We start from the raw sequence: 23,562 nt of genomic DNA, 5'->3' as shown, positions 1-23,562 counted from the left end.
ATGAATCCAGACCTCTACAAACTGCAACCCTACCCATTCCAACGCCTGCGCGACCTGTTCGCCGGCACAACGCCCAACCCGGAATACCAGCCCATCAATTTATCAATCGGCGAACCCAAGCACGCGACGCCAGCGCTGATTTCCTCCGCGCTGGCAGACAATCTGTCCGGGCTGGCTACCTATCCCACCACGCTTGGCATTGCCAAACTGCGTGAAGCCATCTCCGCCTGGATCGCCGGGCGCTACCAGATACCAGCATTGAACCCGGACACGGAGATCATCCCGGTCAACGGCAGCCGCGAGGCCTTGTTCGCCTTTGCCCAGACCGTCATCGACAGCAGCCTGCCGCAACCCGTAGTCATCAGCCCCAATCCCTTCTACCAGATATATGAAGGCGCGGCATTGCTGGCAGGCGCGGAACCCTATTTCCTCAATACCTTGCCAAGCAATGATTTCGCCATGGCGTTCGAAACCGTGCCGGAAAGCGTCCTGCAACGCACGCAACTAGTGTATGTCTGCTCTCCCGGCAACCCATCTGGCAAGGTATTGAGCCTGGAGCAATGGAAAGAAATCTTCGCCCTCTCCGACCGCTACGGTTTCGTGATCGCCGCGGACGAGTGCTATTCGGAAATCTATTTCGACGAAACCGAGCCGCCCTTGGGCGCATTGCAGGCCGCACGCCTGCTGGGACGCGACTACAACCGCCTGGTGGTATTCAGCTCGCTGTCGAAACGCTCCAACGTGCCGGGCATGCGCTCGGGCTTCGTCGCGGGCGACGCAAAAATCTTGGAGAAATTCCTGCTCTACCGCACCTATCACGGCTGCGCCATGAACCCGGCCGTGCAGGCCGCGAGCGTGGCGGCCTGGCAGGACGAAGTGCATGTAGTGGAAAACCGCCGCCTGTATGCCGAGAAATTCGCCACCGTCACACCGGTATTGCAGGAAGTGCTGGATGTGGAACTGCCGGATGCCGCCTTCTACCTCTGGGCCTACACCGGACAATCAGATACCGAGTTTGCGTTGCGGCTATACCGCGACTACAACGTCACGGTGCTGCCAGGCAGCTTCCTCGCGCGCGAGGCGCACGGCGTCAATCCCGGCCAGGGATTCATCCGCATTGCGCTGGTGGCTTCGCTGGATGAGTGCATGGAAGCAGCCAGCCGTATTCGTCAGCTTGCGCAAGCATATTGAATCAAGCTCTTAATTTAGCCGATTATTTTCATTTGCAGACTGCGATCCATTCATGTTGAAAAAACCAGAAGACCCATCGACGCCTTTGTCCACGCCTGTATCATAGGTGCACTGAAATAGATGGTGGCCCTGTTTGTTTTCATCCTCTTGCTTGGCTTGTTGAAGTAAGCCAGCGCCTCTCTTATAGCCAGCGTAGGGCGGCAATAACCAACGGGCATTGCGCCGAATTCCGCCTCTCCAATACACTCTCACTCATGGACTATCGGCGCATTTGGCATGCAGGCGGAACGTATTTTTTTACCGTCAACCTGCTTGCAGCGGCAACACAATGACTTGCTCATTCGGCATATCGACTTATTGCACCAGGTTGTCTCCTCTGTCAAACAGCGCCACCTCTTCATCATCCACGGCTGGGCCGTATTACCAGATCATCTGCATGCCCTGATTGAATTGCCGGTCAACGATAGCGACTATGCCACCCGATAGAGGTTGATAAAATCAGGATTTTCCAAGGCGATTCCACAAGTAGAATATCGTTCTACCGTGTGTCGCAGAAGAGGTGAGCGCAGTATCTGGCAAAGACGGTATAGGAGCATTGCATCCGCAATGAGGCAGATTATCGAGCGCATATGGATTACATCCATACCAACCCGATCAAACATGGCCTGGTTGCATAGGTGAAAGAATGGCGGTATTCAACATAGACAAAGACAGCATTAGTAACTCCGTTCACCCGCCCTCCCAAGCAAGTACAGCGTATTTGCGCTATAATTCAGGGTTTTATGGATCGTGCGCCATGAGCCGTGGATTTGTAAAAGAGGATGATCTTGAGCATGCAGGAACGGATTTACCGGAAAGACCGCTCAGCCCGCATCCCAATTACGTCACCCCCAATGGCCTCAAGCAACTGGAGCAACAAGCCGGCATGCTTGAGCAGGAGCGCGTGCCCCTCGCCCAACGCAAGGAAGACCCTGTTGCCCAGCAACGTCTTGCCATGATAGACCGTGATTTGCGCTACCTGCATGCCAGGCTGGAATCCGCCATCCCCGTCAAACCTGAGGATCAGGCAACCAATACTGTGCTGTTCGGCGCGACTGTAGAAGTGGAAGATGAAGATGGCCGCCCGCATACTTTCAGCATCGTGGGCGAAGATGAAGCGGATATCGCCACGAACAAGGTGAGCTGGATTTCTCCGCTGGCAAAGGCGCTGATCGGCCAGAAAATCGGTGACAGCGTGACCTGGCATCGTCCTGTAGGCGACCTGGAACTGGAAATTATCGCTATTTATTGATAGGAATTCTGTTTTTATGCATGTCATTGAAGCTATTGAAAACCGCCGCTCGGTCAAGGCGTATGATGCCAGCCACACGATATCCGAGGCAGAGATAGAGAAATTGATGTCGCTGGCCGTGCTGGCGCCGACGGCATTCAATATCCAGAACTGGCGCTTCGTGCTGGTGCAGGACCCGGAGCTGCGCAAGCAAGTGCGCGCCGCCAGCTGGGACCAGGCGCAAGTCACGGATGCCTCGCTGCTGGTGGTGCTGACGGCGGACCTGAAAGCCTGGGAAAAGGAACCGCGCCGCTATTGGCGCAATGCGGAACAGCCCGTGCAGGACTACCTGGTCAATGCCATCGACAACTATTACCGCGGCAAGGAGCAGGTGCAACGCGACGAGGGTATGCGCTCCTGCGGCATGGCGGCCGCCACGCTGATGCTCGCTGCCAAGGAGCTGGGCTATGACTCCTGCCCGATGGATGGCTTTGATTTCGACGCGGTCGCCAAGCTGCTCAACCTGCCTGCCGACCATATCCCGGCGATGTTTGTCGCTATTGGCAAGGGCATCCAGCCCCCTCGCCCGCGCGGCGGCCAGCTGGCACTGGATGAAGTTGTCATCCGCAACAAGTTTTAATTCATTGATCGATAGTTTTACTTTAGGAATACAACCGACGTGTTAATCGCAAACAATATCACCATGCAGTTCGGTGCCAAGCCCTTGTTCGAGAATGTCTCGGTCAAGTTCGGCGACAACAATCGCTACGGCCTGATCGGCGCCAACGGCTGCGGCAAGTCCACCTTCATGAAAATCCTGGCCGGCGTGCTGGAACCGACCGCCGGCAATGTCGCTCTGGATGTGAACGAGCGCATGGCCTTCCTGCGCCAGGACCAGTTTGCCTATGAAGACCAGCGTGTGCTGGACGTGGTGATGATGGGACACGAAGAAATGTGGAAGGCCAACGTAGAGAAGAATGCCATCTACATGAACCCGGAAGCCACCGAAGACGACTACATGAAAGCCGCCGAGCTGGAAACCGTGTTTGCCGAGTACGACGGCTACACCGCCGAAGCACGCGCGGGCGAACTGCTGCTGGGCGTGGGCATCCCCACCGACCAGCACAACGGCCTCATGAGTTCCGTGGCGCCGGGCTGGAAGCTGCGCGTGCTGCTCGCGCAAGCGCTGTTCGCCAACCCAGACGTATTGCTGCTGGACGAACCGACCAACAACCTGGACATCAATACCATCCGCTGGCTGGAAGATGTGCTCAACAACCGCGACTGCACGATGATCATCATCTCGCACGACCGGCACTTCCTGAACCAGGTCTGTACGCATACCTGCGATATGGATTACGGCACGATTAAGGTCTACCCCGGCAACTACGACGACTACATGGAAGCTTCCACCGCCGCGCGCGCACAAGCCGCCAAGGACAATGCCCGCGCCAAGGAAAAAGTGGCGGAACTGCAGGATTTTGTGCGCCGCTTCTCCGCCAACAAGTCCAAGGCCAAGCAGGCCACCAGCCGCCTGAAGATGATCGACAAGATCAAGATCGAGGAATTCAAACCCTCCAGCCGCCAATACCCGTTCATCCGCTTTGAATTCGATGAAAAGGAAAAACTGCACCGCCAGGCCGTGGAAATCGAGAAGCTCAGCCATGGCTACGACAAACCCTTGTTCAACGATTTCAACCTCATGGTGGAAGCCGGCGAGCGCATCGCCATTATCGGTGAAAACGGCGTGGGTAAAACCACCCTGCTACGCTGCATTGCAGGCGAGCTACAACCTAATCACGGCAGCGTGAAATGGGCGGAAAAAGCCAAAATCGGCTACTACGCGCAGGATCACGAATACGAGTTCGAGAACGGCGAAACGCTATTCGACTGGATGACATTGCATACCCAGCCCGGCGACGACGACCAGTCCGTACGCAGCATGCTGGGGCGCTTGCTGTTCTCTGGCGAGGACACCAAAAAATCCGTCAAGGTACTTTCCGGCGGTGAAAAAGGCCGTATGCTCTATGGCAAGCTGATGCTGGCCCGCACCAATGTGCTGCTGATGGACGAACCGACCAACCACATGGATATGGAGTCCATCGAAGCGCTGAATACGGCACTCGATCGCTACAAGGGCACCCTGATCTTCGTCAGCCATGACCGTGAATTTGTCAGCTCGCTGGCCACCCGCATCCTCGAAGTGAAGCCAGATGGCATCGTCGACTTCCTCGGCAACTATGAGGACTACCTCGCCAGCCAAGGTGTTGAATAACGCCGCCATAAGTAGTGAAACAAAAGGGTTGCCTAGGCAACCCTTTTTTATTGCAGCGATTGTGTAGCTGGCATCCGCCGCATCAGCATCAGCCTGAGAAATACTTACTGGCAAACACACTCAGGCCGCAGGCCACGCTGCCGTGCATATTGCCGGAGACGAACGGCACGGCATCGCCGACCACATTGCGGATCACCTGCTGAATGACGGGAGAGACGGCGGAACCGCCGGTGAGGTAGATTTTGTCGATACGCGCTTCGCTGGCCTGCCGCGCGTCCTCGATTACCTGGTGGATTTTCTCGGTGGAGCGCGCGATGGCCTCGCGGAAATCATCACGGGTGACAGGAACTTGCAAGCCGTCTTCCACATAACCCAGCGGCAACACATGCGCATCAACTTCTGAGAGGGCGATTTTCGCCAGCTCAGCGCTGCGCACTAAGTGGCTGCTGAGTTTATCTAGCCAGACCTTGTAAAGGCGCTCGCGCTCCAAGCTCGCCTTGCCATGCACCGGCATTTCGAACCTGGAATAGAAGGCTTGCTGGCTGGGGATGCTGCTCACGGAAATGGCATCGAACGCCTTGTGGTGCAACTCGTCCGTGCCGCGCCCGAACAGCGGCATGATGTTGTGCCAGCCCAGATTGATGTCCAGATCCACCCCGCCGATGCGGTTGCCGGAATACGCCAGCAAGTCGTCACTGCGTTCGCGCTTTTCCCGATAGGAAGGCCCAACCTTGACCACGGAGCAATCAGTAGTACCGCCGCCGACATCGACCACCAGCAACACTTCATCTTCTGTCAGCCACTGTTCATAATCCAACGCCGCCGCCAATGGCTCATACATGAAGACGATGTCCTGCAGCCCAGCTTCCGCCGCCGCGTGCTCCATGATCGCCAGCGCCTGCTTGTCGCCCGCCTCTCCGCGAATGCCGTGATAGCGGATCGGCCTGCCGATCACGGCCTGCTTGAGGTCATACCCGTAAAACGCCCGCGCCTGCGTCAGGATATGCGTCATCATCCGGGCAATCACAACCTCGAAAAAATCCATCTGGTCTTTATTGAGGTCGCTGCCGAGAAACACCTTGGGCGACTTCATGAACAAGCCGTCGCCGGGGTGACGGATGTAGTTCTCTATCGCCTCCGTGCCGTACAGCAGGCCCTGCGCATTGCCCAATTGCTGGCGGATGGTGAGCGAGGCAATATCCTCATTCAGCTCGTGCTCGGAAAACGCGCGATAGATCGCGGAAGGCAAATACACGCTCCCCGGCTCAAGCTGCGCCTGGAGCACCTGGCCGCTTTTGACGACGCCGAGCGATGAGTTGGAAGTGCCGTAATCGATCCCGCAATGCATATGTCTATCTTCCGCCCGCTGGGCATCATTGCAAAGTGCGGCATTATACGCGGCAAACAGCAGGTCAAGGCCACACGCATGCCTGATTTCGAGTCAGGTACATTGCGCCGCCATCCTGCCTATCCGTACTCTTTCTAGCATCAAGTATCGTAATAGCCAGGGCTTTGATACACTTTCGCCTCACGTCCTGACCCTGCATTCGCCAACCTGCCCTTACCTCATGCCATCCCATCCCAAAACACAATTGCTCCAGGGCGTGCTGTACATCTTTGGCGCAATCTTCTTGTTTGCGGGCAGCGACGCGCTTTCCAAATATCTGGCTGGTTTCTATGCGGTGGTGATGGTGATCTGGATACGCTATGTCGTGCATAGCGGCCTCATGCTGACCGTCATGCTGCCGCGCTCGGGATTCGCGGTTTTTAAGACCCGGCAACCCGGCCTGCAACTGCTGCGCGGGCTATGCATGGTGGGCACCAACATGCTGTTCATTTCCGCCCTGCGCTATATCCCGCTGGCGGAAGGTACCGCCATCGTTTACCTCACGCCGCTCATCGTCACGGCGCTTTCCGTCCCCTTGCTGGGAGAACACATCACCAGGCTGCAATGGTTCGCCGTCTCGCTGGGCTTTATCGGCGTCCTGGTCATCCTCAGGCCGGGCGGCGCGCTCTTCACCCCGGTCAGCCTGCTGGCAGTGGGCGCGGCCTTCACCTTCAGCCTGTACCAGCTTATCACGCGCAAACTGAACACCACGGACAGCTCCGCTACCACCAATCTGCTCAGCGGGCTGATCGGCAGCGCCGTGCTCGGCTGCTTCGCACCCTTCTTCTGGCAAAGCCCCAGCGCTTATCACTCCATGCTGCTCCTGGCCCTAGGCGCCTCCGCCCTCGCCAGCCACCTGCTGCTGACCGAGGCCTACCACCACGCAAACCCATCCACCCTGGCGCCTTTCACCTATGCTCAGCTCATTTTTGCCGGACTTATCGGTTACTTCATTTTCGGCAACATCCCCGACCTGTTCGGCCTCATCGGCATCGCCATCATCTGCGCCAGCGGCATATTGGTGATGTGGCACCATCAATCCCGATAAGCCTTTTACCTGTCATCCCAGCACAATAAACGATCCTCCACTGCCAGCTTTGAAAGTTTTACTTGGAAAGACCCATCGGCTATAATCCGCGCTCCCGGAGAGGTGGCAGAGCTGGTTGAATGTACCTGACTCGAAATCAGGCATACGTGAAAGCGTATCGGGGGTTCGAATCCCCCCCTCTCCGCCAGAATACTGTAAGCCCTTGATTTCTCGGTAAATTATTGAGATTCAAGGGCTTTTTCATGCCAGTTGCACACCGGTGTTATACACTTCGGGGCATGGAAATGGCACGTATAGCACACACGTATAAGCATCCAAACGGGGTCTACTACTTCAATCTGAAGACCCCCAAAGCTCTCTCCGGTCACTTTCCCACACAGCTCATTCGCTTCAGTCTTAACACCAAAGACCCGCGCAAGGCAGCTGTACTCGCTGCACAACACTTCCTCCGATACCAAGCTGAGTTCGACAGCATCCGGGCTTCACTCGCTAAGAAAACGCTATCAGCAATGGTAGCAGAGATCGAGAGACTTACTGGTGTAGCAGCCAGCTGGCGTGAAGAAGCCCGGTACCACTTACAGCGTACCGAAGAGACCATTCAGCAAACCGAAGAGGCCGAAGAGCGAATCAAGGTAGCTCAGCGTCGACTTGCTCGTTTTTCTTGGTAGAGATAGCCAAGGCACATCAGGTCGCCTGTGCTCATGGCTCAGGAGTCACTTCCTGCGACCTTATGAACCGGACTAAGGTCTCGCCTTTGTCCGCGCAGTGAGCGTCGAAGACATTGGCTAAGGCCAGCCCCCGCTCAATAGCCTTTGCCTGTTCCAGCTGCGCCGGATGGCCTTCAGGTGAAACGCCGGGCTGATCCACAGGCGTAGGTGTAGACCAGTTCCTTGGCTACGGTGGCACCGCCCTTACGGCCCATCACAGTGGAAACTGGCGGAATCCCGCCACTTTCAATCTCGCTGATCAACTCCGTGGTCTGCCCCACCGCCAGCCAGGGACTCATGCTGTGGGTCTTTACCGCCAGCCGCCTTTTGCAGGTCATGCAGGCACTAGCAGCCTTCGGCATCGTGTTAAGGCGTAGCGTTGGCCGGTTGTGTCCTTACGCAGCTCGGTGTAGATCGTGCACTCCTGATGGCTACCTGCCCTGAGTCAGAACAGTTAGAATTCCATATAAATATTCACGGCCCAGTGCCAGAAATCACAAAAAGCATGTCATCGAACCTAAGCCAGATCGAATCCCGCCTGTGGTCTGCCGCAGACCAACTCTGGGCCAACACCGGCCTGAAGCCTTCCGAGTTCTCGAACCCAGTACTCGGGCTGATTTTCCTGCGTTATGCAGAGAAGCGTTTTCAAGAGGCTGAACCCGTGCTGACCGACAAGGAACGTGATGAAGTAAAGAAGGTTGCCAAGGAGCTACTGGCGAAGCTGAAAGCAGAGAAGCTGGTTCTGGATTGGAAGCTGAAGACCCAGACCAAGGCTGATGTGGAGCGCACCATTCGCGACTTCTTCATCAGATTGCCTAAGGCCTATTCATCTGACCTGAAGAAGAGCAAACGGGCCAAGACCTATGCCCACGTATACGAGAGTTACTTCGGGGCGGGACAGAGCGTTTACCAAGGGATGTCTGCGGGGGTTCACTGAGGGCTGTACTGAAGAGCTGATGAAGTGATTGGGCTTCTTTGCTTGCCACTTGGCAACCTTTGCCCCCGTTGAAACACTTCCGACTTAATCTGGCCTCCTCTCGCCAACAAGCACCAAGAAGGTAGTGCCGCGTTTCCCTTCCGTCGCCCCATATTCTTCCGTCTGGGTCGCCTTGAAGTGTATGCCGAAGGCTTTCCGCCGCCACAGATAGTGCGAGTAATAGCAAAAGGGGTTGCTTCCGCAACCCCTTCTTTCATTAATACAGTATGTTCTTTACCTTCACGCCACCAATGTGCGGGGCAGCTGCTCCTGCAATAGGTAAGTAGCCTGATCAACCGCATTTTCTACCCGCTGGCGGATACTGTCGCTATTGAGTCGATAGTCGGTAAATTCACTGTCCTTGGCATAAATGGCTGTGGGGACGGTATACATATTGAAGAAACTGGCAAGAGTTCTGAGCTGATAGTCCACAATCATGGCGTGCTGATCGCTGCCGCCAGTGGCGGCAAGAATAGCGACTTTACCTGCAAGTGCCTTGGGGTCAAGCAAATCAAAAAAATGTTTGAGCAGGCCGGTGTATGAAGCTTTATAGACCGGACTACCTATGACAATGAGTTCGGCATTCTGTATTTTCCGGTAGGCCTCGGCAAGCTCTGCCGGATAATGACCATAACTGATGGTGCTGCCCAACACAGGCGCTATCTCGGCAATGTCGATGGTCTCAGCTGCAGCGTGGAGCTGATGCGAGGCGCGCGCGGTAATTTCCTCTACCAAGGCGCGTGTTCTGGAAGGGTTGGATAAACTGCCTGTAATTCCGATGATACTTGCCATGCTGTCTCCTGCAATATTGTTGGTTTCTCTCCCATGCCTGGACATGAGTTGGGTTATGTATAGCAATAAAAGTGCCAGGAAGAAAATGGGCGATAAACAAACCCTAAGCAGTTCAGCCACACATAGCCTAACCAGGCCGGTGCTCAATAATCAGCACCCCGTCAACAATGTTGCTGGCTGCTCAGCAGCAGTCCTTCCGCTGGCAGCGACTTATTGCTCAAGCCTTGCCAAGGCATGTTGATAAAGATTCGTGGCCCGTACCCCACCCTTGCAAAACCCCAGAATAGGCAAAGGCAATTCAGGCAACAGCCCTGCCAGCTCATCAACCTGCGCCTGGGTCAACTGTCCGGGCACAATCGGGATATGCACATAACTGCCTCCTTGGGCCTCGACCGCCTGTCGGATATCCTCGCTAAGAGGCTGCTCAGCACCACCCTCGCCATCTGGCCGACAGTTGATAATAGTGCGAAAACCAGCCTGTATTGCTTCCGGAACCTGCTCCACAGTCAATTGCGGACAGCTACTGAAGCCGCTACTGATGTGTTTGATATCAATCGTCATATTGTATGCCTCCAAACTATTAATATATCACGCAACTCAAATATTCTCTGCCCCATCTCCCTAAGCAGATCTGCAACTTCATGATAAATATATAAAAATCAATTGATTGCCGCATTTTAAAAATACATCCGCCATAGCCCCTGCAAAGCTTCTGCTCCAAGCGCCAAGGCCATCGCGATACAAAGCCTAAACTTAAGGGCAGAAACAGGACACAAGAAGGTAAAATAGCGGTTTTTCCAGTTTTTGAAATTTCCCTATGTCCAGTTTCAGCTCAGAAGTCCAGCGCAGACGCACGTTTGCGATCATCTCCCACCCGGATGCGGGTAAAACCACGCTCACCGAGAAGCTGCTCTGGTTCGGCGGCGCCATCCAGGTGGCTGGTGAAGTGCGTGGACGCAAGGCGGCACGCCATGCCACTTCGGACTGGATGGAGCTGGAAAAACAGCGCGGCATCTCCGTGACCTCCTCCGTCATGCAGTTCCCCTATCGCGAACACATGATCAACCTGCTCGACACGCCTGGCCACGACGACTTCTCGGAGGATACCTACCGTACGCTCACCGCCGTCGATTCCGCTGTCATGGTGATCGACTCGGTCAACGGCGTGGAAGCCCAGACCATCAAGCTGCTCAACGTCTGCCGCATGCGCGACACGCCCATCCTCACCTTCATCAACAAGCTAGACCGCGAATCGCGAGCGCCGATTGAGTTACTGGATGAAATCGAATCCACGCTGGGCATGCAATGCGCCCCGATGACCTGGCCGATCGGCATGGGCAAGAGCTTTCGCGGCGTCTACCATTTGTACAACGACACCATCAGCTTCTTCGACCCGCATGCCGAGAAAGGCACGTCGGAGATTATCCAGGGGCTGGATAATCCGCGCCTGGACGAATTGATCGGCTCGCAAGCCGACGACCTGCGTGTGGATGTCGAGCTGGTGCGCGGCGCCTCCCATACTTTCGACAAGCAGGCCTACCTTGACGGCAAGCAGACGCCAGTGTTTTTCGGCTCGGCCATCAACAACTTCGGTGTGCAGTCCCTGCTTGATGCTGTCGTCGATCTCTCGCCCGCCCCCTTGCCGCGCAATACCGCCAGCCGCAGTGTTGACCCCAAGGAAGAAAAATTCTCCGGCTTCGTGTTCAAGATTCAGGCCAACATGGATCCCAAGCACCGCGACCGCATCGCCTTCCTGCGCATCTGTTCGGGCCGTTTCGAGCGCGGCATGAAGATCAAGCAGGTCGCAAGCGGCAAGACCTTGTCGGTGAACAACGCCATCACCTTCATGGCGCAGGACCGCACCACCATGGACGAAGCCTATTCCGGCGACATCATCGGGATCCCCAACCATGGCACGGTCAAGCTCGGCGATACCTTCACCGAAGGCGAGAACCTCAAGTTCATCGGCATTCCGTCCTTTGCTCCTGAATATTTCCGCCGTGCACGCATCAAGAACCCGATGAAGATGAAGCAATTGCAGATCGGCCTCAAGCAACTCGCCGAAGAAGGCGCATCGCAACTGTTCAAGCCTTTGCTTTCCAATGACCTGATTTTGGGCGCAATCGGTACTTTGCAGTTCGACGTGGTCGCACACCGACTCGAACATGAATATGGCGTGGATGTCGCATTTGAAAGTTACGATTGTGCTACCGCGCGCTGGCTGCGCGGCCCGGATGCCGACCTCAAGGCGATTGCCGACAAATATGGCTTCAACGTCGCGCTGGATGGCAACGATGAATACGTTTATCTCGCGCCCAACCGCGTCAACCTGCAAATGGCGCAGGAGCGCTACCCGGACATCGAATTCCTCGAAACCCGCGAGATCTTCTAGCCGGAGATGAAGCCACAGCCAATCCATTGCCCCTGCCAGAGCGGCATTGCCTATGCGCAATGCTGCAAACCCTGGCATGCGGGCGAACCTGCGCCGACCGCCGAATTGCTCATGCGCTCGCGCTACACGGCTTATGCGCTGGGTCTGGAAGACTACCTGCTCAAGACCTGGCACCCATCCACGCGCCCCGCCGCGCTCCAGCTTGCCGAAGAGCCGCCGCTCAAATGGCTGGGCCTGAACATCCTCGACTACGAAAATACCGCTGACGACCAAGCAGAAGTCGAATTCGTCGCCCGCTACAAAGTGAACGGCAAAGCGGAAAAGCTGCACGAAAACAGCCGCTTCGTCCGTGAACACGGGCAATGGTTTTACGTGAATGGCGACTTCATCGAACCCTGAGCCATGAAGATACTCTTCATTCACCAGAACTTTCCCGGCCAATTCCGCCACATCGCGCAATCACTGGTAGACGAAGGCACGCACCAAGTGTTGAGCCTGTGCGAGGCACACGCACCCGGCATGGCCGGAGTGCAGCGCATGGAATACCAGCCAGCCCGCGCAGCCACCCAAGGCGTGCACGCCTATCTCGCGCCGGTGGAAGCGCACGTCATCCGCGGCCAAAGCGTCGCCCGCGCATTGCTGCACCTCAAGGAAAGCGGCTATCGTCCCGACGCCATCGTCGCCCACATGGGCTGGGGCGAGGCGATCTACCCCAAGGACATCTATCCCGATGTGCCGCTGGTGACATTCTTCGAGTTCTTCTACCAGGCTACAGGCGCGGACGCGGGTTTCGACCCCGAATACCCGATGACGCTGGACGACCACCTGCGCATCCGCACCAAGAACATCACCAACCTGCTCTCGCTGCATGCTGCCGATATCGGCATCAGCCCCACCGCATGGCAGCGCAGCCTTTACCCGCAGGAATACCAATATAAAATCCGCCTGCTTCACGAAGGCATAGCCACCGATGCCGCCCGGCCCGACCCTACGGCCTGGATACAGCTCGGCTCCGGCTTGAAACTCACGCGCGCAGACGAAGTGATTACCTATGTTTCGCGCAACCTCGAACCCTATCGCGGCTTCCATGTATTCATGCGCACGCTGCCACATATCCTTGCCCGCAGGCCTAACTGCCATGTGCTGATCGTGGGCGGGGACGACGTCAGTTACGGCCGCAAGCTGGCGGACGGCGACACCTACCGCGCAAAACTGCTGCGCGAAGTCCCAGGGCTGGACATGCAGCGCGTGCATTTCCTCGGCAAGCTGCCCTATCAGCAATACCTGCGCGTGCTGCAGGTTTCCTCTACCCACATCTACCTCACCGTGCCCTTCGTGCTCTCATGGTCCATGCTGGAAGCCATGTCCGCAGGCTGCCTGGTCATCGGCTCGCGCACCGCGCCGGTGGAAGAAGTCATACGGCACGGCGAAAACGGCCTGCTGGTGGATTTTTTCGACAAAGAACAATTGGCGGATGCAGTCGACCAGGTGCTAAACGCCCCGGATCGTTTGCAACCGCTGCGTGACGCAGCGAGAAACACTATCGTGCAGCGCTATCCGCTGAGCCAGGGAATAGCGGCTTATCGTGAGATTTTCAAGGAATTGCTGGCTGCCGGAAACCAGCCACGATGAATAAGCGCTCTCAACCTATTTCGTGTTCGAGAATATTGAGGAGCCTGCCGAGCGGATCCCTGACATAAAACCGCCGGACTCCCCAGGGCTCGCTTACCGGACCATATTCCACAGGAATGCAGGCAGCCCGAACTCGACGTAGCACTTCTGCAAGATCATCCACTTCGATGGAGATATCGGGAACCGGTGTATCAGAACCGCCCTGGCTGGCAAAGCTGACCTGCACTGTCATCTTGCTGGAACCCGCATATGTGCGAATCCATCCATGATCCATGACAAGTTCGAGGCCGAGGATATTGCGGTAGAAACTATCTGCTGCCGCAGGTTCGGGAGCCGAAATATTGGCGATGATTCGTTTTACCTTCATATGCTCCTCGCTAAAACCAGCTACGGTTATCACTATACCCTAGTAAAAATTCATCCATACCCTAAGTGCTTCGTCGCCAAACTCAGCAAATGCATCCACAATCCCGGCAAGATTTAACTGCTCAGCGGCACGACCAACAACCAGACTTCCACCGTCAAACCTCCGCTCTGGCGGTTTTGCAACTTGATCTTCCCGCCATGCAAATCCAGCACCTGCTTGGCAATTGCCAGCCCAAGGCCATGCCCGCTGACATGGCCTGTGTGATCGGCACGGTAAAAAGGCTGGAAAATACGGTCAAGTTCGGCTTCAGAAGGACAAAGTCTGGCCTCAACCCATTTAGATGGGGCTGGATGTAGATTTCCCATTCGGGTGCCAAGCTCTCGTTGAAGAGATTGAAAACCAGTCGCTCTCCTGCGGTAAGCGGCTGGCGGAGCTTCTCTAATTGGTCAATCGGCGGTGATACGAATCGTTCCACGTCCTCGCGAACTCCTGTCTTGCGGACTAACGTTTGGTTAAGGGGCCGGCTTTAGCCGGTCCCGCAGTGAGCGAAGCGAACGACTTGAACCAATTGTTATGCGCATTTCATAGTCCGCGTTCGATTGCTTTTTGAATAATTGGTGCAACTGAATCTTTGTTGATTCCACGCTCGATGCAGTATTTTGATTGAAGCCACTGCGATAATTGTTTTTGCCCTTTGCTTGCATTGCACGAGCAGCAACAGAGGCAGATGTTTTCTTGAGTAATAATTTTTGCGTCGTTGATGATGTGTTCCCAGCTGGCGCAAGTTCTTCTTGATATTTTTGCTGGTGTGAACTCTGCGCCGCAATAAACGCATTTTTTGTCCCTTTCGCGGACTTCTTTTTCGAGCTGGCTTGGGATGTTCCAGTTATTTGCCATGTGTTCTCCTTAGCCGCTGTGCATAACGCCCGAATTAAGCCGCGCCGCGAAGCGGCGTCGGCTTGAATGAATTGTTAGACCGTGACACACCGTGCAGCAGTGTGTGTGCACAGATTCTCATGGTTTCCCGCCCATGATCTTCCACGCCTGATAGACCTCTCGTAGCTGAGCCTGTTGCCCGTGGGGGAGAGTGAAGTCGTCGTAGTACTTGTCGCCGTTAAATCGGATTACTACGCGCTTGGCTGTCATCCAGTGATTGAGCATTGCATGGTCTTTGACCGGCATATCGATCCACTCCCACACGGAGCCGGATGAGTGGTCGCGCTCGAAGTCCAGTCTGCCGAGTTCGTAGACCTTGTCGTCAGCCTTTACAGTGACCGAACGAACAAAGAGCCAGTCATCACCGTAATACTGGAGCTTTAGTCTGAGTGGATAGTTTGCAGCGCTGTCTTTATTAGAGCCGAAGTAAAAAGAAGCGTACTTGGCTAAGACCGGGGTGCTACGATGGCTTACCCATGTAATGCCATTTATCTCATCGGTACTTTTCTTCATATTGCCGATGGCTCGCTCAAGGGCCAAGCGCTCCTCCTGAGCTTTTTGTTCTTCTTCCCGCTTGCGCTGTATTTCGGCAGCAGCGATGCGAGAATCGACTTGGGCAAGCAGCGACGTGGCTTCGCCGCTCTCGGGCGAGGATGGATGCCGCTTCAAGAGGTCGGAAAGGAGCCTTTTTGCTTCTGTATCGTTCTTTATGTCATACGCTGACTTGGCCTGCGCGAGTAGTCGACTTGAGCCAAACTTGACGTCTTCCAACTCCGCGCGGAGAGCCGCAACTTGCGCTTCGAGTTCTGCTGCTTGCTTGCGAGCTTGGTCGTACTCTTGCTGCGACGGGCCGCAGCCAGCAAGAAGTGCAAGGGCAGTGACTGATAAGAAAAGTTTTTTCATAGAGAAATTCCTGGAGTTATCTGGTAGAAGCGCCGCGAGGTATTGCTTCACGGTCTAACGCCCGCGTTAACAGGCGGCTGCCAGCGAAGCTGGTAGACGTCCTGTTGAACAACCAGTTAGGCAGGTGCTAGGAAGACGCTTTTGTAATGTTGCTCGGATCGAGTTTGAACCCAGCGTTTGTGAGTCGATCAACCAGCCGCGGCACCGCTTCTTTAACATGATCGTTGTAACCGAGGTATAGGATGCCTTGAGCGTCGGACGGCACATCTACGTGCCCTTTCTTTAGGATCGCCACATTCTTTCGTCCGATTGATGACAGCAGCATCCCCATCTCCAAGACGACGTTTTGACGGGCTCTTGGTTGCGCTTTGTCAGCGCCCTCTGTTTTCGAATAACCGAAGTCATCCGGTGTAAGCAGAACAATGCCGAACTTTACTTCGGCGGAGTTGGGGCCAATTTCTTGCTCGAGCGCTTCAATGATGGTGAGCCCTGCACCCCCTGTGTTTTGGAGAACAAATGGATCCAGGCCAAGCTTGTGAAGAATAAGTTCAAGTTGTTCGCGTGAATTTTGGTCGTGCCCGTGAACAACAAACACCTTGCCTTTCGCCTCGACCGTCGCGGGCTTGATGTCCGGCTTGGGAGTTGAGGTCGGATTTTGAGCCGGGACGCCCGCAATTGAAAGCGTTGGTTCTAGCAGGTCTTTTATCTTGGCGGCGGCAGTCTTATCGCCTTGATAGTTGATCGTTCCTGTACTTGGATACCAATTGACAACAGCACCATCTAAGGTTCGGAACTGCGTAGATGTGCCAGCTTCCTTGATCTCGACTTGGTATCCAATTGCTTGGATCTTTGCTGACAGCTCCTCTTTTGTTCCTTTAAATTTCACATGAACTCCTGTTGTTGAATGAAAAGCCTAACTATATTTAGACAGTCGCATCGTATTTGATGAACTAGAGCTAAGTCAATGCAACTTCCAATGGTTTCAATATCAACGAGCAAGACCTGATAATTTAGGCCGCCTAAAATTTTGCGGATGGGAATCACTGGCCTGCTTCAGCCCATGTAGCATTCATTCAATGCCCACCTCTACTCACTCGCAAACGCCTCACACAACATACTCAGCAGCGCCCCCAGCATTGGCACCAGTTCTTCCTTGTCGAATGGCGCTTCTTCGTCCGTGGCGGCGATGATGAATGCCATGAGTACTTTCTCGATGTCCTGGCGGTAGTTCATCCAGTGCTCGACTTCCGCGTCGCCGATCAATTGGTATTTGTGGTTGCCTGATTCGATGATTTCAGCCAGTTCTTCATTTTCCAGTTCGGCGAACAGGGAGCGGGCGATGGTGACGGCGGCGGCCTGGTAGTCGGGTTCCATGCCCTCTTCGCCCAGCGGCAGGGTCAGGTAGGTATACGCCAGCATGGCATAGGCCTGGTAGACCGCGAGCATGTCGAAGTTCTCGACACGCTCATCGGCAGGGGAACGGCCAGTATCCTGGATGGCGCGGAAGGTGATGTAGCAGGCGAGATAGGTCGCGGCTTCCAGCGCGTCGTAGTCTTCCAGGTTGGTGCTGGGCGGCTCCCCGGCATCGGCTCGGGCTTCGTTGAGACAGAGGGCGTAGGTGAGGCTCAACCGTTGGGAATAGCGTATTTCCATGACTCGGGATTCCTTTGTTTTTCTGAATATTGGCGTTCAGCTGATTTCCGGCAAGGCTTCAAGCTGCTCGTGCAATGCGAGCCAGCGTTCCTCGGCCTGGTGCAGTTGCTGCTCAAGCTCGGCCTGGCGTTTCTGCAAGGTTTGCAAACGGGTTTTGTCGGCTTCCTGGTATAGCTCGGGCGCGGCCAATGCTTGTTCAAGCTGGTTTTTCTCCGGCTGCCAGGCGGCCATTTTCTTTTCCACCTGCTCCAGTTCCTTGAGCAGCGGGCGGCGCTCCTGCAGACGCGCGTGGCGTTCGGCCTTGCTCTGCGCCCTGGCATTGGGAACGGTAGCGGGCTTTTCTTCCTGCTCCTTTTCCTTGTCGCGCTGGCGCTGCTCGTTGAGCCAGTCGCGGTAATCTTCGAGGTCGCCGTCGAACTCCTGCACCTTGCCGTCCGCCACCAGCAGGAAGCGGTCGCAGGTCGCGCGCAGCAAGGCGCGGTCGTGCGAGACCAGCACCATGCCGCCCTGGTAATCCTGCAGGGCCATGGTCAGGGCGTGGCGCATTTCTAAATCAAGGTGATTGGTCGGCTCGTCCAGCAGCAACAGGTTCGGACGTTGCCAGATCAGCAAGGCCAGCGCCAGGCGCGACTTTTCGCCGCCGGAAAACGCGCCGACGGCGCTGGTGGCCATATCGCCGCGGAAATCGAAACCGCCCAGGTAGTTGCGGTGCTCCTGCTCGCGCGTGGCCGGGTCCAGCCGCAGCATATGCTGCAAAGGCGATTCGTCGGCACGCAGTTGCTCCAGTTGATGCTGGGCGAAATAGCCCAACCGCAGGTCCTTGCCTTCCACGCGCTTGCCCTGCAACGGCGGCATGCTGCCCGCCAGTAGTTTGATGAGGGTGGATTTTCCCGCACCGTTACGCCCGAGCAGGCCGACGCGCTCGCCCGGGCGCAATGTCAGCATGATGCGCTGCAAAATCGGTGTGGATTGATAGCCTGCATCAGCTTCGTCCAGCACCAGCAAAGGGTCGGGCGCGGCCAGGGGCTCGCGGAAGCTGAAGCTGAACGGGCTATCCACGTGCGCAGCATTGATAAGCTCCATGCGCTCCAGCATCTTGATGCGGCTTTGCGCCTGCCTGGCCTTGGTCGCCTGGGCACGGAAACGGTCGATGTATTTCTGCAGGTGCGCCACTTCGCGCTGCTGACGTTCATAGCTAGCCTGCTGCTGCGCCAGCCTCTCGGCCCGCTGGCGTTCGAAATCCGAATAACCGCCTTTGTATAACGTCAGCTTCTGCTGCTCGATATGCGCGATATGGTTGACGATGGCGTCGAGAAAATCCCGGTCGTGCGAAATCAGCAGCAGCGTGCCACGGTAATCCTTGAGCCAGTTTTCCAGCCAGATCACGGCATCCAAATCAAGGTGGTTGGTGGGTTCGTCCAGCAGCAGCAAGTCAGAACGGCACATCAGCGCCTGCGCCAAGTTGAGCCGCACGCGCCAGCCGCCGGAAAAATCGGACACTGGCCGCGTGAGATCGGCCGTGGAAAATCCCAGTCCATGCAGCAATTCCGCAGCCCTGGCGCGCGCGGAATAGCCTTCTATCTCGCCCAGCCTGGCATAGAGCTCACCAACCCGCTCGCCCTCGCCTGCCGCTTCTGCTTCGCGCAGTTCCGCCTCTATTTGGCGCAGCTCGGCATCGCCATCCAAGGCGAATTCAATCGCGGCGTCCGGCAGGGCTGGGGTTTCCTGCGCGACATGCGCGATATTCCAATGTTGCGGGATGTCCAGCTCGCCGGATTCCGGATGCAATTCGCCGCGCAACATGGCGAACACGCTGGATTTTCCGGCGCCGTTGGCGCCTGTGAGGCCGACTTTATGGCCGGGATGGAGCTGAAAGCTGGCGCCTTCGACCAGACACTTCACGCCGCGGTATAATCTGATATTTTTTAACTGAATCAAGAATTTCTACTCAAATGATGTACAAAACAGGAACGTTGTTCGCGGGGAATATTGTCAACAATCGTCATTGTAAGCCAATTGCAACAACTTTCGCCTCTCAAGCGTTGACCAAGCCCCGTGCCAATGAAATACTCTAGCCATACTTCAATATGTAGCCCACAGGCACGGTTCGCGCGGTTTCCGGCGATGACGGTGCAATAAACGAAATGGTCAAAAAATCCCTGTTATGGTGCTACCGCGCCACGCTTGCCTTGCTATGGTTCGCCATCATTGCCTTTTCCGTCATCGTCCTCAGCCTGCGCTACCTGATCCTGCCCAATATCGGCGAATACCGTGAACGCATTGCCACCAAGGTCAGCGAGGCTTTGGGCCAGACCGTCACCATCCAGCAGCTTCACGCGAGCTGGAACGGCCTCAACCCACATCTTTCGCTGCGCAATATCGACATTTACGACACTGAACAGCGCGTGGCCCTTTCCTTCGACCATATCGAAGCCAGCGTTTCATGGCTCAGCATCGCGCTGCTGGAACCGCGCCTCAGTTCGCTCACCATTCACGACCCGGCATTGAGCATCCGCCGGGAGGAAGACGGCACCATCTATATTGCTGGGATCGCCACAGGCGGACCCTCCCGTCCGGAATTCGCCAATTGGCTGCTGCGCCAGGCCAGCATTGATGTGCGCAATGCCAGCGTCACTTGGCATGACGACCTGAGAAAAGCCAAACCATTGAGTCTGGAAAAGCTCAACCTGCGGATCGAGAACCCTGCCTGGAGCAGCCTGGTCGGCCAGCACCGCTTTGGCCTGCAGGCCGTGCCCTCTGTGGAAGCTTCTGGACCAATTGATCTGCGCGGCAATTTTTATGGCAAGGACATCAGCAAGCCAAATGCCTGGCGCGGCACCTTATATGTCCATGCCGACGGCGTCAATATCGCCACCTGGCGGCAATGGCTGCCGGAGCAATTGATCGATATCCGCCAGGGTTTTGGCGCTACCCGCGCCTGGCTGGAGTTTGCCAATGGCGAGCCACGGAAACTCACCAGCGATGTCATTCTGCATAACGTGGTAAGCCATATCCTCAAAGATCAACCGGAGGCGCGTCTGGAAACGCTTTCCGGCAGATTGAAATGGGCCAGACTCCCGGACGGGCAGGAGCTGGCAGCCGAACATCTGAAGATTATCACGACCAATGGCTTGAACATGCAGGATGGCAAGCTGGCTATCCGCGAGCGCCAGGTGGCAGGCAAGCAAACGCTGGAAGGCAATGTCGTCCTGGATGAAATCTCGCTGCCATCTGCCTATCTTCTCGCTTCCCATCTGCCCTTGCCGGACAAGGTCAAACAAGCTCTTGAGGAAATCCAGCCCACAGGCGAGTTGCGTAAACTTGACCTGGAATGGACGAGCCAGGGCGGCTTCCCCGAGAAATACAAGCTGCGCACGCAGTTCAGCGAACTGGGGATGATGCCGTATGCGCGCATTCCCGGCTTCAAGGGCTTGAGCGGCAATATCAATGCGGATGAAAAAGGCGGCAGCCTCACGCTCAATTCCCGTGATGCCATGCTGGATTTCAAGGGCATCCTGCGCTGGCCGCTGCCTGCGGACAAACTCACGGGGCAGGTCCGCTGGCGCAGCAATGATGGCAAACCGGAAATCCGCGTCAGTAACCTGAACATTGCCAACCAGCATCTTGCCGGGGCAATCAATGCCAGCTTCCAGCACAACCATATCAAGGGTGGGTTGCTTGAGCTGATGGCCAAGTTCAACCGCGTGGACGGCAAATATGCCCGCTTCTACTATCCGCTGGTGCTCGGTCCCCACACGACCGAATGGCTGGATCATGCCATCCTCGCAGGCAAGAGCGAGGATGTGAGTGTCGTGATCAAGGGCAACCTGGCTGAATTCCCGTTTGCGGGCAACAAGACCGGCTTATTCCAGGTCAAGGCAAAAATCCATGACGGCGAGCTGAAATTCGCCTCGGAATGGCCCGCCATCGAGAATATTGCACTGGACATGCTGTTTGAAGGCAACCGCATGGAACTCAATGCCAACAAGGGCACTACACTGGGTACCCAGGTCATCAAGAGCCAGGTCGTCATCCCCAACCTGGCAGCAGAGCATCCTATCCTCAGCGTGGTCAGCGAAGGCCAGGGGCCAATCAGCAACGGTATTCAGTATCTTAATTCCAGCCCGCTCGCCGAGATCACTGGCGGCTTCACGCAAGGCCTGGAAACCAGCGGCAACGGCAAGCTCGCGCTAGATTTGCAGATTCCGCTCAATAACGTGGATGCCACCAAGGTCAAGGGTAGTTACACCATTATCAACGGCAGCATGTCCAGCGAAGATGTGCCGCCGCTTTCACGCATCAACGGCAAGCTGGATTTCACCGAGAATGGTCTGAAAGGACAAAACCTCGCCGCCTGGATTTACGGCGGGTCGGCGCAAATCAGCCTGGTTTCCGGCAAGAACAAGACCATGCGCATCACCGCCCGCGGACAGGTCAGCGATAGCGGCTTGCGCTCCAGCTTCGATAGCGGCATTTTCAACCGCGTGTTCGGCTCCGCGAACTGGAGCAGTAATATCAATGTCGGTGCAAACGGGGCCGATGTCACTATAGTCTCCAACCTGCAAGGCATCACCTCCAGCCTGCCCTTCCCGCTCAACAAGGCAATGAACGACAACGTCCCGCTGCGCATAGAGAAAAAACAGCTCAGCCCGACTGAAGACAATATCAGCATCAGTTATGGCAGTGACTTGGGCGCTTTATTCATGCGCTCCAAGCAATCCAATGGCGCATGGAAAATCGAGCGGGGCGATATCGGTTTCAATGCCGCGCCGGCGCTCTCACCCCAGCAGCGCGGTATTTCAGTGCATGGCAAGATCGAGCATCTTGATGTGGATGAATGGCGCGAGCTGGCCAACAGCCGCTCCCCCAGTAAACAGGCAACCAATGGGAGCAGCATCGACATCAGCAAGGTCGATCTCGACATCAAGAAATTGGATGCTTTCGACCGCCGCCTGAATGAACTCAAGCTGTCTGCCACCGCGATCAGCGACGGCTGGCAATTGCAGGTGCAAAGCAAGGAAATGGCCGGCGATGTCCAATGGCAGAACCAGAGCAACGGCAAAGTGCTGGCACGCCTCAAATACCTGAATCTCCCCTCATCCACCCCGGATACGGCCATGCTGCGCACACAGGGCCAATTCAGCCAGCAAAGCAATATCAGCGAATATCCTTCGCTGAATATCGTCGCCGATAGCTTCTCTCATGGCACCAAGCAACTGGGCAAGCTGGAACTGCTTGCCAACGAGCACAACAACGACTGGAGCATAGAAAGGCTGCGCATCTCTTCCCCCGAGAGCGAGCTGAATGCTGATGGCGAATGGCATAACTGGAAACGCGCGCCCAATACCCGCCTCAATATCAACTGGAAAATCAATAATGTTGGCAAGACCCTGGAGCGTTTCGGCTACCCCAATGCCATCAAGGACGGCACAGGCACCCTCACCGGCCAACTCAAGTGGCCGGGCAGCCCGCATGATTTTGAAACCACGAAATTGAGCGGCGACCTCCAGCTCGACGTGCGCAAGGGCCAGATTCTCAAGATTCAGCCCGGCGTGGGCCGCCTGTTCAGCGTGCTGACCTTGCAGAATCTGCCGCGCCGCCTCACTTTCGATTTCCGTGATGTATTCAGCAGTGGCTTTACCTTCGACAAGATCGGCGCCAATGTGCGCATCGACGAAGGCATCATGCGCAGCGACGATTTCCGCATCGAAGGCCCGACCGCGCTGGTGGAGATGAACGGAGAGACCAATTTGCAGAAGGAAACCCAGCATCTCAAGGTCAAGGTCACGCCCTATGTCAGCGACAGCTTGTCGATTGCCGCGCTGGCAGGTGGGCCGATTGTAGGGGCCGCTACCTATATTGCGCAGAAACTGTTGAAGGATCCATTGAACCAGATTGCCGCTTCCGAATATGAGTTTGTCGGCACCTGGGACAATCCGGTCGAAGTCAAGGATAATAAGCGTAACAACAAGAGCACGGAGCCCTTGCCGTTAGGCAAATAGAGCCTGGCCATCATAATGTAATAAAACCACT

Annotated in this window: 24 protein-coding genes and 1 tRNA gene; 14 read left to right on the top strand and 11 right to left on the bottom strand. The window is 56.0% G+C overall.

Annotation, left to right across the window (positions count from 1 at the left end; all coding sequences use genetic code 11):
- The 5 genes from dapC to V7Z75_RS00500 all read left to right on the top strand — a co-directional run bounded on the left by dapC (position 1) and on the right by V7Z75_RS00500 (position 4,736).
- Positions 1-1,191, top strand: coding sequence for a succinyldiaminopimelate transaminase (dapC, locus tag V7Z75_RS00520; protein WP_334106353.1), 1,191 nt, complete (start codon positions 1-3; stop codon positions 1,189-1,191).
- A gap of 333 nt (positions 1,192-1,524) precedes the next feature.
- Positions 1,525-1,677 carry a hypothetical protein gene (locus tag V7Z75_RS00515; RefSeq protein WP_334106351.1) on the top strand — a complete coding sequence of 51 codons (153 nt, stop codon included), beginning with the start codon at positions 1,525-1,527 and terminating at the stop codon, positions 1,675-1,677.
- Positions 1,678-1,987: 310 nt separating this feature from the next.
- Complete coding sequence (locus V7Z75_RS00510) at positions 1,988-2,482, top strand: GreA/GreB family elongation factor (RefSeq protein ID WP_334106349.1); 495 nt, start codon at positions 1,988-1,990, stop codon at positions 2,480-2,482.
- Positions 2,483-2,498: 16 nt separating this feature from the next.
- A complete protein-coding gene (locus V7Z75_RS00505; protein WP_334106347.1) occupies positions 2,499-3,101 on the top strand; it encodes a nitroreductase family protein in 603 nt (200 codons plus the stop codon).
- 39 nt (positions 3,102-3,140) lie between these two features.
- Positions 3,141-4,736 carry an ABC-F family ATPase gene (locus V7Z75_RS00500; RefSeq protein WP_334106345.1) on the top strand — a complete coding sequence of 532 codons (1,596 nt, stop codon included), beginning with the start codon at positions 3,141-3,143 and terminating at the stop codon, positions 4,734-4,736.
- A gap of 88 nt (positions 4,737-4,824) precedes the next feature.
- Here V7Z75_RS00500 and yegD read toward each other — a convergent pair whose 3' ends face one another.
- The gene (gene yegD, locus V7Z75_RS00495; protein ID WP_334106343.1) at positions 4,825-6,084 is read right to left on the bottom strand and encodes a molecular chaperone; all 1,260 of its coding nucleotides are present in this window, start codon (positions 6,082-6,084) and stop codon (positions 4,825-4,827) included.
- On the opposite strand from yegD, the gene V7Z75_RS00490 reads away from it, so the two are divergent.
- The 4 genes from V7Z75_RS00490 (at position 6,085) to V7Z75_RS00475 (ending at position 7,839) form a co-directional block, all read left to right on the top strand.
- Complete coding sequence (locus V7Z75_RS00490; RefSeq protein WP_334106341.1) at positions 6,085-6,222, top strand: hypothetical protein; 138 nt, start codon at positions 6,085-6,087, stop codon at positions 6,220-6,222.
- Between the two features lie 82 nt (positions 6,223-6,304).
- Positions 6,305-7,171, top strand: a complete 867-nt coding sequence (locus tag V7Z75_RS00485; RefSeq protein WP_334106339.1) for a DMT family transporter — start codon at positions 6,305-6,307, stop codon at positions 7,169-7,171.
- Positions 7,172-7,267: 96 nt separating this feature from the next.
- A tRNA-Ser gene (locus V7Z75_RS00480) sits at positions 7,268-7,358 on the top strand.
- Between the two features lie 97 nt (positions 7,359-7,455).
- On the top strand, positions 7,456-7,839 hold the full coding sequence (locus V7Z75_RS00475) for a DUF6538 domain-containing protein (protein ID WP_334106338.1): 384 nt from the start codon (positions 7,456-7,458) through the stop codon (positions 7,837-7,839).
- A 173-nt stretch (positions 7,840-8,012) separates the two neighbouring features.
- Here V7Z75_RS00475 and V7Z75_RS00470 read toward each other — a convergent pair whose 3' ends face one another.
- Positions 8,013-8,177 (bottom strand): hypothetical protein, encoded by a 165-nt coding sequence (locus tag V7Z75_RS00470; protein WP_334106335.1) that lies wholly within the window; start codon positions 8,175-8,177, stop codon positions 8,013-8,015.
- A 206-nt stretch (positions 8,178-8,383) separates the two neighbouring features.
- Here V7Z75_RS00470 and V7Z75_RS00465 point away from each other — a divergent pair, with 206 nt between their 5' ends.
- Positions 8,384-8,815 carry a type I restriction-modification system subunit M N-terminal domain-containing protein gene (locus V7Z75_RS00465; protein ID WP_334106334.1) on the top strand — a complete coding sequence of 144 codons (432 nt, stop codon included), beginning with the start codon at positions 8,384-8,386 and terminating at the stop codon, positions 8,813-8,815.
- A 279-nt stretch (positions 8,816-9,094) separates the two neighbouring features.
- Here V7Z75_RS00465 and V7Z75_RS00460 read toward each other — a convergent pair whose 3' ends face one another.
- Together V7Z75_RS00460 and V7Z75_RS00455 are read right to left on the bottom strand one after the other, a co-directional pair.
- The gene (locus V7Z75_RS00460) at positions 9,095-9,646 is read right to left on the bottom strand and encodes an NADPH-dependent FMN reductase (protein WP_334106332.1); all 552 of its coding nucleotides are present in this window, start codon (positions 9,644-9,646) and stop codon (positions 9,095-9,097) included.
- A 210-nt stretch (positions 9,647-9,856) separates the two neighbouring features.
- On the bottom strand, positions 9,857-10,207 hold the full coding sequence (locus tag V7Z75_RS00455) for a beta-lactamase hydrolase domain-containing protein (RefSeq protein WP_334106331.1): 351 nt from the start codon (positions 10,205-10,207) through the stop codon (positions 9,857-9,859).
- 256 nt (positions 10,208-10,463) lie between these two features.
- Here V7Z75_RS00455 and V7Z75_RS00450 point away from each other — a divergent pair, with 256 nt between their 5' ends.
- Genes V7Z75_RS00450 through V7Z75_RS00440 form a run of 3 tightly spaced genes read left to right on the top strand, consistent with a single transcriptional unit; the run spans position 10,464 to position 13,670 of the window.
- Positions 10,464-12,038, top strand: a complete 1,575-nt coding sequence (locus tag V7Z75_RS00450) for a peptide chain release factor 3 (RefSeq protein ID WP_334106329.1) — start codon at positions 10,464-10,466, stop codon at positions 12,036-12,038.
- A gap of 6 nt (positions 12,039-12,044) precedes the next feature.
- A complete protein-coding gene (locus tag V7Z75_RS00445; protein ID WP_334106327.1) occupies positions 12,045-12,437 on the top strand; it encodes a YchJ family protein in 393 nt (130 codons plus the stop codon).
- Positions 12,438-12,440: 3 nt separating this feature from the next.
- Positions 12,441-13,670 carry a glycosyltransferase family 4 protein gene (locus V7Z75_RS00440; protein WP_334106325.1) on the top strand — a complete coding sequence of 410 codons (1,230 nt, stop codon included), beginning with the start codon at positions 12,441-12,443 and terminating at the stop codon, positions 13,668-13,670.
- A 10-nt stretch (positions 13,671-13,680) separates the two neighbouring features.
- On the opposite strand, the gene V7Z75_RS00435 is transcribed toward V7Z75_RS00440, so the two are convergent.
- The 7 genes from V7Z75_RS00435 to V7Z75_RS00405 form a co-directional block, all read right to left on the bottom strand.
- Positions 13,681-14,037, bottom strand: coding sequence for a VOC family protein (locus tag V7Z75_RS00435; RefSeq protein ID WP_334106323.1), 357 nt, complete (start codon positions 14,035-14,037; stop codon positions 13,681-13,683).
- Positions 14,038-14,150: 113 nt separating this feature from the next.
- Positions 14,151-14,402 carry a sensor histidine kinase gene (locus V7Z75_RS00430; RefSeq protein WP_334106321.1) on the bottom strand — a complete coding sequence of 84 codons (252 nt, stop codon included), beginning with the start codon at positions 14,400-14,402 and terminating at the stop codon, positions 14,151-14,153.
- Between the two features lie 217 nt (positions 14,403-14,619).
- A complete protein-coding gene (locus tag V7Z75_RS00425) occupies positions 14,620-14,934 on the bottom strand; it encodes a hypothetical protein (RefSeq protein WP_334106319.1) in 315 nt (104 codons plus the stop codon).
- Positions 14,935-15,051: 117 nt separating this feature from the next.
- Positions 15,052-15,876 (bottom strand): hypothetical protein, encoded by an 825-nt coding sequence (locus V7Z75_RS00420; protein WP_334106317.1) that lies wholly within the window; start codon positions 15,874-15,876, stop codon positions 15,052-15,054.
- A gap of 127 nt (positions 15,877-16,003) precedes the next feature.
- On the bottom strand, positions 16,004-16,762 hold the full coding sequence (locus tag V7Z75_RS00415; protein ID WP_334106316.1) for a TIR domain-containing protein: 759 nt from the start codon (positions 16,760-16,762) through the stop codon (positions 16,004-16,006).
- 200 nt (positions 16,763-16,962) lie between these two features.
- The gene (locus tag V7Z75_RS00410; RefSeq protein ID WP_334106314.1) at positions 16,963-17,529 is read right to left on the bottom strand and encodes a hypothetical protein; all 567 of its coding nucleotides are present in this window, start codon (positions 17,527-17,529) and stop codon (positions 16,963-16,965) included.
- A gap of 36 nt (positions 17,530-17,565) precedes the next feature.
- Positions 17,566-19,467, bottom strand: coding sequence for an ATP-binding cassette domain-containing protein (locus tag V7Z75_RS00405; RefSeq protein WP_334106312.1), 1,902 nt, complete (start codon positions 19,465-19,467; stop codon positions 17,566-17,568).
- Positions 19,468-19,673: 206 nt separating this feature from the next.
- Between V7Z75_RS00405 and V7Z75_RS00400 the strand changes: the two genes are divergently transcribed.
- Entirely contained in the window at positions 19,674-23,531 is a 3,858-nt protein-coding gene (locus tag V7Z75_RS00400; protein WP_334106310.1) for a YhdP family protein, read from the top strand.
- Positions 23,532-23,562: the final 31 nt, after the last annotated feature.

Origin of the sequence: Methylobacillus sp. (assembly GCF_036844465.1) — a bacterium.
Taxonomy (GTDB): domain Bacteria; phylum Pseudomonadota; class Gammaproteobacteria; order Burkholderiales; family Methylophilaceae; genus Methylobacillus.
The sequence above is the reverse complement of the archived record's forward strand: the minus strand, read 5'-3'. Positions and strand labels throughout refer to the sequence as shown.